The 16020-nt window shown below is 49.3% G+C and carries 13 protein-coding genes; 2 read left to right on the top strand and 11 right to left on the bottom strand.

Going from position 1 to position 16020, the window contains the following annotated elements; translation table 11 throughout:
* Positions 1 to 16: 16 nt before the first annotated feature.
* Positions 17 to 547, bottom strand: coding sequence for a GrpB family protein (locus AB3R30_RS21615; RefSeq protein WP_458651280.1), 531 nt, complete (start codon positions 545 to 547; stop codon positions 17 to 19).
* 95 nt (positions 548 to 642) lie between these two features.
* On the opposite strand from AB3R30_RS21615, the gene hisC reads away from it, so the two are divergent.
* Positions 643 to 1692, top strand: a complete 1050-nt coding sequence (hisC, locus tag AB3R30_RS21610; protein WP_458651279.1) for a histidinol-phosphate transaminase — start codon at positions 643 to 645, stop codon at positions 1690 to 1692.
* Positions 1693 to 1728: 36 nt separating this feature from the next.
* On the opposite strand, the gene AB3R30_RS21605 is transcribed toward hisC, so the two are convergent.
* The 10 genes from AB3R30_RS21605 to AB3R30_RS21560 form a co-directional block, all read right to left on the bottom strand.
* A complete protein-coding gene (locus AB3R30_RS21605; protein WP_458651278.1) occupies positions 1729 to 2616 on the bottom strand; it encodes a YihY/virulence factor BrkB family protein in 888 nt (295 codons plus the stop codon).
* Between the two features lie 112 nt (positions 2617 to 2728).
* On the bottom strand, positions 2729 to 4630 hold the full coding sequence (locus AB3R30_RS21600; RefSeq protein WP_458651277.1) for an ABC transporter ATP-binding protein: 1902 nt from the start codon (positions 4628 to 4630) through the stop codon (positions 2729 to 2731).
* A 137-nt stretch (positions 4631 to 4767) separates the two neighbouring features.
* Positions 4768 to 7077, bottom strand: coding sequence for a glycosyltransferase family 2 protein (locus tag AB3R30_RS21595; protein WP_458651276.1), 2310 nt, complete (start codon positions 7075 to 7077; stop codon positions 4768 to 4770).
* 140 nt (positions 7078 to 7217) lie between these two features.
* Positions 7218 to 8114 carry a DMT family transporter gene (locus AB3R30_RS21590; protein WP_458651275.1) on the bottom strand — a complete coding sequence of 299 codons (897 nt, stop codon included), beginning with the start codon at positions 8112 to 8114 and terminating at the stop codon, positions 7218 to 7220.
* Between the two features lie 6 nt (positions 8115 to 8120).
* Positions 8121 to 9209 (bottom strand): aldo/keto reductase, encoded by a 1089-nt coding sequence (locus AB3R30_RS21585; RefSeq protein WP_458651274.1) that lies wholly within the window; start codon positions 9207 to 9209, stop codon positions 8121 to 8123.
* Between the two features lie 134 nt (positions 9210 to 9343).
* Positions 9344 to 11572 carry a PhoX family protein gene (locus tag AB3R30_RS21580; RefSeq protein WP_458651273.1) on the bottom strand — a complete coding sequence of 743 codons (2229 nt, stop codon included), beginning with the start codon at positions 11570 to 11572 and terminating at the stop codon, positions 9344 to 9346.
* Positions 11573 to 11687: 115 nt separating this feature from the next.
* Positions 11688 to 12422, bottom strand: coding sequence for a DnaJ domain-containing protein (locus AB3R30_RS21575; protein ID WP_458651272.1), 735 nt, complete (start codon positions 12420 to 12422; stop codon positions 11688 to 11690).
* A gap of 105 nt (positions 12423 to 12527) precedes the next feature.
* Complete coding sequence (locus AB3R30_RS21570) at positions 12528 to 13115, bottom strand: Uma2 family endonuclease (protein ID WP_458651271.1); 588 nt, start codon at positions 13113 to 13115, stop codon at positions 12528 to 12530.
* A gap of 74 nt (positions 13116 to 13189) precedes the next feature.
* The gene (cysK, locus tag AB3R30_RS21565) at positions 13190 to 14143 is read right to left on the bottom strand and encodes a cysteine synthase A (protein WP_458651270.1); all 954 of its coding nucleotides are present in this window, start codon (positions 14141 to 14143) and stop codon (positions 13190 to 13192) included.
* A 187-nt stretch (positions 14144 to 14330) separates the two neighbouring features.
* Positions 14331 to 14765, bottom strand: a complete 435-nt coding sequence (locus tag AB3R30_RS21560) for an RrF2 family transcriptional regulator (RefSeq protein WP_458651269.1) — start codon at positions 14763 to 14765, stop codon at positions 14331 to 14333.
* 84 nt (positions 14766 to 14849) lie between these two features.
* Between AB3R30_RS21560 and AB3R30_RS21555 the strand changes: the two genes are divergently transcribed.
* Positions 14850 to 15926, top strand: a complete 1077-nt coding sequence (locus AB3R30_RS21555) for a tocopherol cyclase family protein (protein ID WP_458651268.1) — start codon at positions 14850 to 14852, stop codon at positions 15924 to 15926.
* The last annotated feature ends 94 nt before the right edge of the window (positions 15927 to 16020 follow it).

Raw genomic sequence — 16020 nt, 5'->3', positions numbered from 1 at the left:
CCTACTGCCCCCTATTTTAGTGTTGACAGTTTATGGTATTGCGCCATTTTAAAGCTTGACGTTCTTTTTCTCTAATAAAACTATCTTTGCCGTCCATGTAGCTTTCCCGATGATTGGGAAACTTGGCTGCTAAACTGCGCTTTAGCTGGCTATAGTGTTGTGCCGCTTCGGGATGAGCAATCATATAATCTCGAAACGCTAAGTGGCGATCGCTTTCCGGTGACCCGTATTCAAAAATATGAACATGATGCGTTCTATCACCCATTGCATTATGCTTGCGGAAATATCGACGACCCGCAATGCCAAACTCACCCATGACTTCATAGCCTAGCGCTTCCATGGCTGCATTTCGAGCCTCCACTTGGGCAAGATCATTTACCTCAACTAGAATATCAATAATCGGTTTGGCGTAGATGTTAGGAATAGCGGTGCTGCCAATGTGATGAATTGCTGCAATTGTCTCACCTAGAGCAACACTGATTTTTTTGGCTTCGGCTACAAAAGCATCTTGCCACCTTAAATCATATGGAATAACTTCTACTTTCATAGATGTATTGAAACTTTTTAAACACCACTTTAACTGAGTCTTCTATCCCCACTGTAAAATAAAAATTTTGCGTCTTCGTCAGTCACGCTATTTGTATGACACACTATTTTCGCTCAAATGTAGAAGCTATGGCAGGTTACGTTCCTGGAGAACAACCCAAGCCCGGAACACCTATTATCAAACTCAACACCAACGAAAATCCCTATCCGCCTTCTCCAATCGCCATGGACGTATTGCGGACTTTAGACAGCGAGTGTCTGCGGCGGTATCCAAATCCGTTTGCCAATGACTTTCGTCAGGCAATCAGCGAAGTTCTGGATGTACCACAGGACTGGATTATTGTGGGGAATGGCAGCGATGATATTTTAAACATCCTAGTACGTGCCTGTGCCGATCTCGATCGCAGCGTGGTTTATCCCATGCCCACCTATGTTCTGTATCGCACCTTGGCAGAAATTCAGCCTGCAAAGGTAGTCGAAATTCCGTATCCCGATGATTTTCGTTTGCCTATTGCGGAACTTGTCGCGGCACAGGGAGCGATCACTTTCATTGCATCGCCCAACAGTCCTTCGGGGCACGTTGTCTCTACAGACGATTTGCGAATTTTGGCATCCAAGCTGACGGGTGTGCTGGTGGTCGATGAGGCGTATGTAGATTTTGCTGATGAAACAGCGCTACCCCTTGTGAAAGAATTTGACAATGTAATTATTGCCAGAACCTTATCCAAAGGCTACTCTTTAGCGGGTCTACGGTTGGGTTTTGGAATTGCGAATCCAAGTTTGTTAAGTGGTTTATTTAAAGTCAAAGATAGCTACAATGTCGATGCGATCGCGTGTTTAATGGGTGCTGCTGCCCTGCGCGATCAAACGTATAAAAATGAGTGCGTAGCTAAGGTAAAAGTATCTCGCGCTAAGTTGCTGCTCGACCTCAAACAGCTTGGTTTTCAAGTGCGCGACTCCCAAACCAACTTTCTGCTCGTCACTCCGCCCAAAAGCAATGCTAATGATCTCTATCTAGCGCTGAAAGAACGCGGCATCTTAGTCCGTTACTTCAAACAGCCTGGGCTTAACGACAAACTTCGGATTACCATCGGGACAGAGTTGCAGAACCAAAGCCTGATTGAAGCCCTGATTCACTTAGTTTAAGACAGCTAAACTGGCTAATTAACATCAAGCACTCAATCAGCTTTTTTCATCAATGGGAACTGCATGTTTTGAAGGTCTTAAGGGGACTCCTCGATATTTGGAATAAACCTGAGTAAACTCAGCGCCAATTAACAAAATTTGAGCAGAGTAGAATACCCAAATTAGCACGACTACCAGTGATCCAGCGGCTCCATAAGTTGAGCCGACGCTGCTGTTTCCTAAATATAATCCAATGGCTAACTTGCCAATATTAAACAGTATGGCAGTGACAGCGGCACCGACCCAGAGGTTTTTCCAGGGGATTTTAACATCTGGCAAAAACTTATAAATGGAGGCAAACAAAACTGTAATAACACCAAAGGAAATTAGGAAGTTAATCACTTGTCCCAGAATGGGAAGACCTGGCATTAGATTATTAAAAACATGACTTACTGCTGCTAAAACACTAGACAGGACGAGAGAAACTAACAATAAAAAACCAATGACTAAAACCATGGCAAACGACAAGAAACGAGAGACTAAAAAACTACGAATTCCCTGTCCTGGTTTTGGTTTAACTTCCCAAATAGTGTTAAGTGCGGATTGCAGTTGACCAAAGACTCCCGATGCCCCAAACATCAATAAAATAACCCCAACGATCGTAGCGATCGTGCCTCCAGACCCCGGTTTATCCGCATTCTGAATCATTGCCTGAACTGCTTCTGCACCCTCTTTACCAACCAATCCCTGGATTTGGCGAACCAGTTCTCCGCGTGCAGCTTCTTCACCAAACACAGCACCCGCGATCGCGATCGCAATCAGCAACAGTGGAGCTAAGGAAAACACGGTGTAATATGCCAACGCAGCAGCTAATACGGGGACGTTATCCTCTTTCCATTCTGCGAATGTTCCTTTGATCAACCGCACACCATCTTTAAGCCGCATGTTTTTTATCCAATACTTCTAGGCTCATAATTGGTTACATTTTACCTATCCCGCATCCACCGTAGGAATGAAAACTGAGATCGCAGGGTTTGAAGGCTAGTTAATGCTTCAATCAACCCGCTGAAAAACCGCGCTGAAGTTGGCGTTCTTGGATGCGCTCTAGGCTGCCCGTGGGAATAGCGGAGATCAGTTGGCGGGTGTAGTCTTGCTGAGGCTGGCGATACACAGTTTCAGCGGCACCAATTTCTTCGATCGCGCCTTTGTTCATCACCATAATGCGATCGCTCATAAACTTGACCACGCTCAAATCATGGGAAATGAAAATATAGGTTAAATCGAGGTCGGGCTGATTTTGCAGTTCTTTGAGTAAATTGAGGACTTGCGCCTGCACCGACACATCCAGCGCCGATACCGACTCATCGCAAATGATGAACTTGGGATTGAGCGCCAAGGCACGGGCAATACAAACCCGCTGGCGTTGCCCACCCGAAAATTCATGGGGATAGCGATTTATAGCATCGGCAGTCAGCCCGACCCGTTCCAGCAGTTCTTGGGCACGATGACGCTGTTGGGCGCGATCGCCCGGTTTGCTGTGAATCTGCATCGGTTCCATGATCGCGGCACCGACCGTCATGCGAGAATCGAGGGAGCTAAACGGATTTTGAAAGACAATTTGCAGATCTTGGCGCACACGGCGAAGGGCTTTCGGCGACAACTGAGTAATATCTTGCCCATCAAAGACAATTTGCCCATCCATCGGCTTAATCAGTTGCAAAATAGTGCGCGCTAAGGTGGATTTGCCACAGCCCGATTCGCCGACTAATCCCAAAGTTTCGCCGGGATACACGTCAAAGCTGACATCATTCACTGCCATGAAGTAGCGTTTGGTTCGTCCAAAAATGCTGCGAATAGGAAAGCCAACCCGCAGATTTTTGACAGAGAGCAGGGGCGTTTTTTGTTTGAGATCAGTCAATCGCTGAGCCATTTCTTCCGGGCTAACTTCTTGCGCCATTTCAAACGCCCGGTTGATGTCGGTTTCGCGTTCTTCGATCAAAATAGTGCCATCTCGCCCGGTGCTGACCTGCATAAAATCGGAAACGGTGGGGAGTTTTCGCAGGCGGCGATCGAGTTGGGGACGGCAGGCAAGCAACCCTTTGGTATAGGGATGCTGCGGGTTAGAAAAAATCTGCCAGACGGGTCCCGCTTCGACAATTTTGCCCTGATACATGACGGCAACTTGGTCGGCAATTTCGGCGATGATGCCCAAATCATGGGTAATGAACATGATCGACATACCGCTGCGATCGCCAATTTTTTCAGCTTGAGCATCGCGCAGATCGCGTAATAAATCCAAAATCGTCGCCTGGACGGTCACATCTAAGGCAGTGGTCGGTTCATCGGCAATTAGCAATGCCGGATCGCAGGAAATCGCCATGGCGATCATCACCCGCTGCATCTGACCACCCGATAGCTCATGGGGATAGCGGTTTAGAAAAGCATCAGTCAGACGATCGCACTCCCGACGGTTGCCGTTAAACTGCTGTTCCAGTTGGTCATTGCTGGGCAGCAGACGTACTTCTTGTAAGCAGGCGATCGCTTCTTGCTCAGCTTCATCTTTAGACAGACGCTTATGTAGCTGAATCGCTTCCACCAGTTGAAACCCAATCGTAAAAACTGGGTTTAGAGAAGTCATTGGCTCCTGAAAAATCATCGAAATTTCGCTGCCCCGATAGTCCTCTAATCGGCGATCGGATAGCCTTGCCAAATCAACCGATTGCGCTTGATCGGCTCTCCCCCAAAATAAAATCTCTCCGTTTGTCACCTGACCGGGCGTAGGCACCAACCCCATCACCGCCAGAGAAGTCACCGACTTGCCTGAACCCGATTCGCCCACAATTCCTAAAGTTTGCCCCCGTTTCACCTCAAAAGAAATTCCCTTAACAGCTTCAACGGTTTTTCCATCGCTCTGAAATTGCACTTCCAGATTCTTCACTTGCAAAACGGTGTCATTCATGGGGCACAGGAACAAAAGGTTCTTGGATTTTAACAGTCTCTTAACGGGTTTCGGATTTTAGAAAGTTTTGAGTTTTGAATTTTGAGTTTTGAATTTTGAGTTTTGAATTCAATATTCGCAATTCGCCCCCTGACCCCTTATCCTTTCGCGACGGCGATCGCTCTGACATCGCCTGCTTGATCAAACAAAATTCTGGGTTTCAAGATAATACCCAACAGGAGCAGCAGCGATCTCAATTCTCCAGGGCTATTGCGTCGTTTCCATTGTCCTGGGCGACAAAATAGCATTTCCACTAATCTTCGATGGTCGTTTATAGGCATCATGGGATCAAATTGGATTCTCACCGTTGAAAATTCATCCTGGATATCGGTATGAATGGCGATGCCTTCAAGCTGCAATGACTCCTCCAAAATGTTAAGTGTGACGGGTAGAGATTCTTCTAAGTCCAAGGGCGGGAACCCAGTTTGAGTCAAGGCAACTTCTGCACCGCCCTCTGAAACCATGGTCGTGATTCCCCAGAAGCTAGGGTGTGGAGTGTGTGAAGTGTGGGGCGTGATTTGCACGGTGCGCCGCAGGTCAAACCAATCATGAGGATCAGGACGGGGCACATCTAGCAAAATCAGTAGGGCGATGCCTAGCATAATCAAGTTATAACTGCTCCACAGCCAGCCAATTCCCATGCCTTTAATCGATTCAGCCCGGGCAAGCGCTTCAACGGGATCAAGGGGTGCAGCCGCCCAGCCGCCTTTGATCATACACATGCCTAAGTTGCGCCAGAGGCTAATGGCGGTGATGATGAAAAAGGTAATCAGGGGAATAGCAAGGTTCCAGTTATAGGAATAGCGATCGCTGGAGGTGCCTTTGGGCGTAACGTTAAAGCCTTTAGAAAAGGGGTTCAGCATCACTTGAACCACTGTCCAAGCGAGCGGTACTGCTAAGACTAACGAGTAAATATCGGATAGAAGCGCTGAGCGCGATCGGTAGTTTAGCCAGGAAAATACCGATAGCTGCACCACATAGTAGGGCAAAAAGAAATAGAGCAGTTGCTCTTCTGTGGCTCGCACCGGAATCACGTTGAGAAAAGAATAGGCAAGGGGGATCACCAAAAAGCCGACTCGCGACAGGCTGGTAAACCAGTGGAGTAAGCCTTCTAAATGTGCCAGCCGCTGCAAGGGCGTGAGTCCGCGAATCGTTAAGGGATTCGATTCAATAAAAAAAGCTTGCAACGTTCCCCGTGCCCAGCGCAATCGTTGAGTGGCATGGGCATCCATGTTGTCTGCTGCGAGTCCGGCGCTCAGTTTTTCATCTAGGTAGACCAGTTGATAGCCTTGGGCAGACAGGCGAATTCCCGTAAAGTAGTCTTCGCTGAGGGATTCAGTAACAAAGCCACCCGTAGCTTCTAAGGCGGTTCGGCGGACGACAAAAGAGGTGCCGGAACAAATGACGCTGCCTGCTGCATCGCGAATCGGCTGAATTTGACGGTAGAAAACCTCTTCTTCGGAAGTGAGGACGTTTTCCAAACCCAGGTTTCGGGCGATCGGGTCAGGATTGTAAAAGCTTTGGGGCGTTTGCACCAGTGCCACTGAGTCGGTTTGGAAGAAGCCAATGGTGCGGGTCAAAAAATTGTGGGTTGGGATGAAATCGGCATCAAAAACCACAATCAAATCGCCATTAGTTTGGGAAAAAGCATGATTCAAGTTGCCTGCTTTGGCATGACGATTATCGGGGCGCGTCATGTATTCACAGCCCAATTCGGCGGCTAGGCTGCGAATTTCTGGACGGCGAGTGTCGTCTAACAGGTAAATCTGCTTGTGGTCATACTCCATTGCTTGGCAGCCAATGATAGTGCGGCGCAGGACAAATTCTGGCTCGTTGTAGGTGGGAATGAAGACATCGACGGTTGGCGTAAACTGCCCTTCTTGTACCACGATCGCATTCTGATTTGCTTCTTCTCGGCGATCGCGCACCCGCAACATCAACAAAAGCTGAATCGTACTACTTGCCAACATCAACAGTTCTAGAAAAAGCAATCCCAGGCTAAAAACGCCGTTCGTTGGGTTGGAAAGATTTAAGGTAGAGAGCGATCGCCACAAAATGTAGCGCACCGTCAACGCTAGGAGAATACTCACCACTACAATTCGTGCCCATCCTCGCGGTTGAGGAGAAAGCCACATCACCCCCAACGCCACGATCAGCAGCAAAACCGTGGGCACTAAAATGTAGTTGCCTGCCATCATGGGAACTTGTAACCACCAAGGCGGTGATTTTTGCAGCGTATTGAGTTGGGCGAAAAGCCGAGGGATCAATCCTTCTCCGGCAAACCATGCCGCACAAATCAGCGCTGCCAACCCAACCACACCCGACAAAATAAGGGTAGCGGCTTGAGGTCGCACGATTCGTCGTCCCCGATTTTTCAATCTTCGACGTACAACTTGAGAAATTGCCATCAATGCTTCTCCATCTGATCGAGAACTGAGTTGATTGTGAACTATTCTTCAAAAACTCAACGTGATCAAGGTCGCTTGTCAAAGGTCGCTTGTCAGAAGATATACGCGGCTCGTCCATCATTGGATCACACAGGATCGCATCATCGAACAAACAATAGCCAGACACCTACTAAGGCGATCGCGGCTCCAAAAACGGCTCTCAGGCTCACTTTTTCGCCCGTGGCGATCGCAAAGGGAATGACAAACAGAGGGCTAGTGGCGCTCAGGGATTGGGCGATTCCGGTTGGCGCATATTTTAAGGCGATTTGCTGTAACCAAATACCTAAATAGGTGCTGGCAAAGGCTGCCATGATAATGATTCCCCATAGCTTGTGAGATCGCAGCGGTGCCAGTTTTTGGATGGGGTGCTTTTGGGCTGAAAACCAGATGAGCAATATTAAAATTCCTGCCAGAAGCCGTATCAAGGTACTCCATAACGGATCAACATCAGTTCCAGCTAAAGCGGCTCTTGATAAAACTGCCCCGATCGCTTGCCCAACGGCGGCTACTAGACCTGCAATGATGCCGCGTAAAGGCGGATGGGTCAGGGTGCCATTGGGTTGGGGCGATCGCTCTAGGACAACCCAGGTGACTCCCGCGATCGTCAACGCAATGCCGAGCCATGCTAGCGGTGCCAATTGTTCCTGCAAAAAAACCAGCGCTAGAAAGGCACCCAAGGGCGGGGACAGAGACTCCAGCACTAAGGCGCGTCTTGCTCCTAGAGAATTGAGCGCGGCAAAATAGGCGGTATCGCCCATGCCAATCCCAATCACGCCACTGAGCAATAACAGCAGCACTGGCATGGGGCTAGCGCTGGGTAGGAGTTTGCCGAAAAGCAGCAGGGTGAGGAGCAACAGCGCGATCGCAATCAGCCCCTTCACTAAATTCAGCACCAATGGCGACACCTGTTGCCCCACTCCGGTATAAACAACCGAAGCCGCCGCCCAGATCAACGCCGCACTGAGCGCCGCCACTTCTCCCCGAAAATTAGCTAACATCCCCGACTACCAGTTCCACATAACGGGATTGTCATCCAGGGGATCGGTGACTATTTGCCCGATCGCGCTAATCTCTGCCAAATCTTCTGGAGATAGTTTCACATCAGCAGCAGTGGCATTGGCGATCGACTGCTCGGCATGACGAACGCCTGTAATTGCTTGGGTTTGGGGTTGGGCAATCAGCCATGCTAACGATAGATTGGCAAGGCTAGTTTCGTAGCGATCGGCGATCGGGCGCAGTTTGGCGAGTGCTTCCTGTGCCCGGACAAAATTTTCACCTTGAAACAATTTATTTTTAGCCCGATTATCAGCGGGATCAAACTGATGATCGGCTGAAAATTTTCCGGTCAGTAACCCTTGTGCCAGCGGTGAATAAGCGAGGATAGAAATTTGATTGGCGATGCAATAGGGCACTGCATCTTTTTCTACAGATCGCCAAAACAATGAATAAGCAGGCTGCAAACTATCAATTCGTCCGTGCTGAGCCGCTTCTTCTAGCTGAACCCGCGAAAAATTAGACACGCCGATCGCCCGAATTTTGCCCTGTTGTTTCAAGTCAGTTAGGGCGCGCATGGTTTCTGCGATCGGCACAATTTCACTGCCAAACGCTCCCGAAGCCCAATGAATTTGATAGAGGTCAATGTAATTGGTTTGCAAATTTTTCAAGGAGCGATCGCACGCCTCAATCACTTGCTCATATTTCAAATGATTGGCAAAAACTTTGGTCAGATAAACCGCCTGCTGCCGCACATCTCCTAGCGCCTCAGCAACAATTCGCTCTGAGTGACCCTGTCCATATACTTCAGCCGTATCAACCGTGGTGATTCCCGCATCAAATGCCGCCCGAATCGCCTGAATCGTTTCAGCATCTTCCACACCCACCCACATACTTTTCCCGGCTTGCCAAGTGCCCGTAATGATCGGCGTGATCCGAATTCTAGATAGTCCTAATTCTCGTGTTTCCATGCCGCTATCCTTAAAGTGGAGTTCTTGGAAGGGTCGAAAGCCCCTTTTACTGTAGTGGTAAGCCGCTATGGAGGAAACATTTTCTTGAAAAAACTCTTGATAATCCTGAGCTAAATCAGCCTCACTCATTTCGGCGTTGCTAAATCTAGATATGAAATTCGTAGAGGAAATCCCTTGTGGTTGTCCTTATCCCAGCAAGGGTAGGCACAAGGCGCTACCCCTACAAATGAAAATCATGTCTGCATTCAGCAATGCCCTCATTTCTATGAAGACATCGCCTGACTTGAAGGAGGATAAATAGCAACCACGGAGGGTTTTGGGGGATCATTCGCTTGTTTACTGGGCCAATTTGACCCGATCGGAACTTTGCGGGTTTGGATAAATTCTTTGCCGTCGGTGGTCTGCATGGCAAACTGTCGCATTTCGGCTGCCATATTTTGACGGATGCCGTTAACTTCGCCGGGATGCTGAATGGACAGAAATAAAGCGCTATCGCCGGATGCAAAGCATAATCCTGTCGTTTCGCAATCCATCGGCGCAATTCCAAATAAATGGGGTTGCCCTGCTGCTTTGCCAGAAAGCGGCATATACCAAATAGCATTGTTGCCATAAATACCCCGCAGATTGGAAGGAGTGATGGGCACTCCTTTTTCGCGGCGATCGGCTGGCACTTCTCGATTCAGCTTGTCAGACGACATATCATTCATCATCCATAGATTGCCCTGACCATCGAAGGCGAGGTTGTCGGGATTGGCAAATCCTTGTCCACCGATCGCCAGTTCGCCCCCCGTTGCCGCCATTGCCCAAGTGAAAGTGTTGGCATCAGGTTCATTGCCAGTTTCTACTAGCCGCATGATCCACCCAAATTCATACGCCGTACTGCCATCAGGACCTTTGAAAATACGAATATCGGGGCTGCCATCGTCTTTACTAATGCCGCCAGAGGTAAACGCAATGAAAAGTGAACCATCGGAGGCAATTTTGGTGTCTTCTGGACGGGCGGTGCAGGTTGCGCCTATTGCATTGGCGGCAAAGTGAGCATCAATCAAGATTGCGCCTTGCTTTTCAGCGTCACTGCCCACATAGAGATCGCCCAAGTTTTTATATTTTTTCTGAAACGCTTCAGTTTGGGCATCATTATCTACTTTAAAAATGCCACCTTCGGGACGTTGGGGCAAGGGCAGCATCACCCCGCTGAGGAAGGTGGGTGGCGTGGGGGCGATCGCGGTAGTCGGTGATAGGGGAAGCCAACGTCCAGTGCCATCTGCCTGAAACTGCGCCACATAGAGCATTCCATCGCTCAGCAGTTTCGAGTTGGCTTTATCTTTGGGATCGGTAACAGCAGCTTTGCTGACAAATTTATAGAGGTGTCCACCCCGGCGATCGCAGCCTGAATAAAATGCCAGCGGTTTGCCTGCTGCCACCCGTACCCCAACTGCCTCATGGCGATAGCGCCCTAGCCAGGTATGCTTGGTGCCATAGTCGTTCGGATTAGCAGGATCAAGCTCCACCATCCAGCCGTATTTATTGCCTGCTAGCCCAAACACATTGCCTAAGCCCGTCAGTTCTTCATCGGTGATATTGAAAGGGCGATCGCTAGGGTCAAAAGAGGTGCCATCGGCATACACAGGCTCAGGCACTTGCACTTGCACGTTTTCTTCGGCACTGAATACCGTGCCCCAAGGCGTGGTGCCGCCCGCGCAGTTTTGAAACGTGCCAATAATTTTATCGCCTAGTTTATCTACATAGCCCAGTCCTTTCGTTTTTTGAAAAATGGCAACCGCTGGACCTGTGGTTTTCAAATAGCGCCCATCTTCTAAGCCGGAAATCCCGGTAATGCGGCGTTCGGCGGCAGACTGCGAGCGCGCCCATTTTCCTGTGGGCGATCGACGCAGGGCAATGATTCCTACCCCTTGATCAATCAAGCCTTCCTTGCAAATCGTTTTCACCTGCTGCTTAATCGGATTGCTATCCGGTAGGGCGTAAGCATTCAAACCCGGAACCTGATCTCCCTTAATTGCTTTTGTAGCGGCTTTCACGGCTTGATCCACGTCCTGAAGCGGTAACGCCTTCCCGATCACTTGCTCATAGGTCTGTTGCCAGGGAATCGCGCTAATATACTCAAAATTAACGGACATGAGGGCTTCATCAGGGCTGGTTTCAATCAGCGCCAAGTAGTCATTGTTGTAGCCAAAGCGCGAGTCGCCCACTTTATCGCCCCAAGAGGCAAGCACGTCGTAGGTAAATCCCTCTGGCAAAACTAAATCATCCACTACTTCATATTGGCTAAACTCAGTCATTTGGCGATCGCTGGCTAAAGCATTCATCGCTAGCGGCATGGGTCCTTTCACGGGCTGAAACGCTGGCTTCACTCCAGGATTAAATGGAGAACCGCCAGTAGTTGAGGATTGCTGACCGAAACGAACGCCACAAGCGGTAGTGGTCGCGGTGGCACCTAAAAAAATCAGAAAGTGTCTACGATTGAGAGTCATATTAGATTGCTTAAAATCCCGCTCTGAGACGAATCTAACGCGATCGCTTTAAGGCTCGGTTAATGAGGGCAATTTTTGTCTATGAAAGCTGCTAGGTTGGGGGGCAGCGGTTCTGTTAGGCGATCGCCCTCACGGCTGCCTGTGCATCTCGGAGCAAGCCTTTGGCAATCCGAAAAAGCTCTTGCCCAGTATGCAAATAGTCTTCGTCGTAATTGGCAGTGAAGTACTCTAGCTGCTCAATACCGTCCTCCACGCGATTCAAACAGTAAAAAAGATGTTCTGCGGCACCCGCAACACTGGCAGGATTGGGCAGAGAACGAAAGACTTTTTCGGCTTGTATTAGCCAGTCTTGGCAATCTTCTAAATAAAGCTGGAAGTCCCGCATCAGTTCATCGTCAAACGGATCAGCGGATAAATCATTAATTTCATCTTTGAGCGGATCTAAGATGTCGCGGATCAGTCGATTCACGGGCGTGTAAACCAATTTGAGCCATTGATCTAGCTCCGTATCGGCTTGCTGTCCGGTTTTTTGCTGCTTGCGATAGTGGGCTTGGGCAGCAGCGGCGCTCTGTTGACGTTGTTTTTTGGAAGAGTGCCCACCGTCCGATGAAAACCCCGCTGCGTCTAATTGAGTCCGGTAAATTCGCAACTGATCATAGGATCGGCGATTGTGGGGATCGCCCAAAATCTCGTAGGCGGCGTTCACTTTCGCTATTTTTTCGTGATTACTCGTGCTGCGGTTGCGATCGGGATGAAAAAGCTTAGCAAGGCGGCGATACGCCTGCTTAATTTCTGCTTGGGTTGCCGTCGGGCTAACCTCCAGGATGCGGTAGTGATCGGGTTCTGCCATGCCACTATTCTATCGCGCTTGCTAGAACACCAAAATCATACCCTGTGTCACTTTCTGCTGGGTCGCCCCCTAAAAAATCATGGAAATACCATTGACATTTGTTAGCTAAAGGTTGCCTGCCAAAATTTGAGCAGCGGTTAATTTTAACGTTGGAAAGACGGAGGACTGAACCAACGCTTTGCCCTGAAATTCTGTCAGGTCATAAAACTCGTGATCGAGCAAACCAATGGTAAGTTTCTCGGCGATCGCGTCTACAATCCAGTACTCAGGGATTTCTAAGAGTCCATACTCGGAGCGCTTGGAGCGATAGTCATCCGCCTGGGTAGACGGGCTGACAACTTCAACAACCAGCAGTGGCGGCGGTTCGTTGAAGTCAATTACGGCTTCACGATTTTCCATTGCCTCCCACTGCACCAGCGGCAAAACGGTCACATCAGGGATGCGGGATGTATCCCAGCGTCTACCACGGGGAGAACGGATGCCAACGAGGGAAGGCAAGGCAACCCAGGATTGTCCTGATTGAGCGATCGTGTCTTCAAACTGGCGGACTAGGAAGCGAATGATATTGCCATGTTTCCCGGTTCCCAGACTCATGGGAACGAGTTCTCCATCCACAAGTTCATACTGAGTGTCGGTGCCATCGTTATACGCGAGATAGTTCTCAAAGGTGAGTTTCTCAGTGATGGTCGTCATGAGACTGTCTCCTGCTTGTGTCCTCTTTTCCCTCGTTTCTTCACTGCCTACCCGCTATTTAGCCAGTTTATTTATTAAGAGGAGAGAGTCAGTTCTGGGTCTTGAAAGAGGGGTGTACTGAGATAGCGTTCACCAAAGCTAGGTTGGATAGCAACGATCAGTTTTCCTTCGTTTTCAGGACGACGGGCAACTTGAATGGCGGCATAGAGGGCGGCACCGCTGGAGATTCCAGAAAGCAAGCCTTCTTCACGAGCAAGCCTCCGACCGTAAGCGATCGCCTGATCATCCGTCACTGTAATCACTTCATCAATCAGGTTGACATTCAGCACGGGCGGCACAAAACCTGCGCCAATCCCTTGAATTTTGTGGGGTCCAGGGCGCCCCCCGGATAGGACTGGGCTGTTGGCAGGTTCCACGGCGATCGCTTTAAATTCGGGCTTCCGCTGTTTCAACACTTCCGCCACGCCCGTAATCGTGCCACCAGTGCCAATTCCCGCCACAATCATATCCACCTGCCCATCGGTATCGTCCCAGATTTCCTCTGCCGTGGTTTCGCGGTGAACTTGAGGATTCGCCGGGTTGCGAAACTGTTGCAACATATAAGCATTGGGCGTACTGTCTACAATTTTTTGCGCTCTTGCAATGCAGCCACTCATCCCTTCAATGCCGGGAGTCAGTTCTAGTTCGGCTCCATAGGCACGCAGCATTGCCCGTCGCTCTGAACTCATCGTTTCAGGCATGGTCAAAATTAAGCGATAGCCCTTGGCGGCGGCTGCCATTGCCAAGGCAATTCCGGTGTTTCCAGAAGTGGGTTCCACCAACACTGTTTTTCCCGGTGCAATCAAACCTTCCCGTTCTGCTGCATGGATCATGCTAATCCCAATCCGATCCTTGACGGAGGCAGACGGGTTCATACTCTCTAATTTGAAAACGATTTGGGCGACACATCCCTCGGCTTGAGGAATGCGATTCAGTTGTACGAGGGGCGTGTGACCGATCAGATCGGTAATGTTATTAACAATTCGCATGGTGTTTGATCGAGTGGCGATGGACAAAGTTGACTGTAGATTGAATACTGAATCAAAAACTAAAATAGTTTCCAGCACAGAAAAATCCTTGTAAGGGTTGGTTTTGTAGCTGATTTTCTGGCAGAACCGTTGAATCTTAGCTAAACCTGCCCCAACAACGGCAGAATTTTTATCTCCCAAGAATTTCCTAGATGTAATACATGATATCTAGCTGACGGCGAGCATCGCGCTTTTCACAAATATCTTGTAATGTATGGCGCTGGAGAACGGTTTCGGAAGCGGTATGAGCTTCCTGCCAAATTTCACAAATAACCGTATTCTCAACGGTTTTTGGCTCATCGTCTTCTGCCATCTGAGCATCGGCACCTTCCAGGCAGTTCATGACTTCGAGTAAGTTAATTTTCCAAGGTTCTCGCGATAGGACATATCCTCCTTTTGCACCGCGCTGCGATCGCACTAAGCCACCCCGCCTTAATGCCGCCAATAGTTGTTCTAAATAGCGATCAGGAATATTTTGCTGAGCCGCGATTTGGCGAATTTGCAGGGGTTCGCCCCCGGTATAGTGGGCAGCTAATTCAACCAGGGCAAGGATTGCGTATTCGTTCTTAGAAGAAAGTTCCACAGGTTTAAACCAAGGTAGTATCCAGAAGCGATCGCCTCTTTAGATCTATCATACTACGGTTCATCACTAGGGTTTCGATAGTTTATGGCTGATTTTTGGCAAACTCCCCACAGCGGCTATCACTGGGATGGTCGCGATCGCCGTTTTTTTGAAGGGTGGTATTTCCGGTTGACCTTGCCAGATATTCGTCAAACCTTTGCGTTCATGTATTCCATTGATGATCCCCAGGGTCAGAGTCCCCTGAGTGGCGGAGTTGCTCAAATTTTAGGTATAGATGAAGCGTATTTATGTCGGACATTTCCAGCGGTGAAGGGATTTTGGGCGGAGCGAGAAAGGCTGGGGTTGGGGCATGGGAGGGGTGGAGGGATGGAGGGGTGGAGGGGTGGAGGGAGAAAATTGTTGGAGCCGGAGAGGTTCGATCGCACGGTTCAGGAAGGCTATCAGGTGACGGCGACTTTGCATCAGGGATGTTTGCGGGAACCATCGGGGAAGACTGCACGCTGGTGCTATCGGGTGCAGCCGATCGACGGTTGGGGAAATCGGGGTGAACGGCAGCGATCTACGGCGGGATGGTTAGCATCATTGCCGATTTTTGAACCGGGCTGGCAGGTTCTAATGGCGCATGGGTTAGCAACAGGCTGGATGGAGTGGAACGGGCAGCGCTATGAGTTTTGCAATGCGCCTGCCTACGCTGAAAAAAATTGGGGGGGAGCTTTTCCGCAAAAGTGGTTTTGGATGCAATGCAACAGCTTTAATGGCGAACCAGAATTAACCGTGACGGCAGGCGGTGGACGACGACGGCTGCTCACCTGGATGGAATCGGTGGCGATGGTAGGGATTCATTATCAGGGGCGATTTTATGAATTTGTCCCTTGGAATGCCAAAATGCGATGGCAGATAGCACCTTGGGGCGATTGGCGGATGTGGGCTGAAAATGATTTATATCGGGTAGAACTGGTGGGGAAAACGGCGCGATCGCCCGTCTTAGTGCGCGTTCCTACCGATCAAGGTTTTGTTTTTACTTGCCGAGATACCACTCAAGGCGAACTCTCACTTACCTTATGGAATCGGGCAAGCGATCGCCTGATCATTCAAGCCAACAGTTCCCTAGCTGGCTTAGAAACCGGAGGCACACCTTGGCATGAAACCTGGATCGGTTGATATAAGGTTTACTGGGTATCAAAACTCAAAACTCAAAACTCAAAACTCAAAACTCAAAACTCAAAACTCAAAACTCAAAACTCAAAACTCAAAA

Source organism: Sivoneniella epilithica UHCC 1019 (assembly GCF_040830845.1).
GTDB lineage: Bacteria > Cyanobacteriota > Cyanobacteriia > Leptolyngbyales > Leptolyngbyaceae > ULC077BIN1.
The sequence above is the reverse complement of the archived record's forward strand: the minus strand, read 5'-3'. Positions and strand labels throughout refer to the sequence as shown.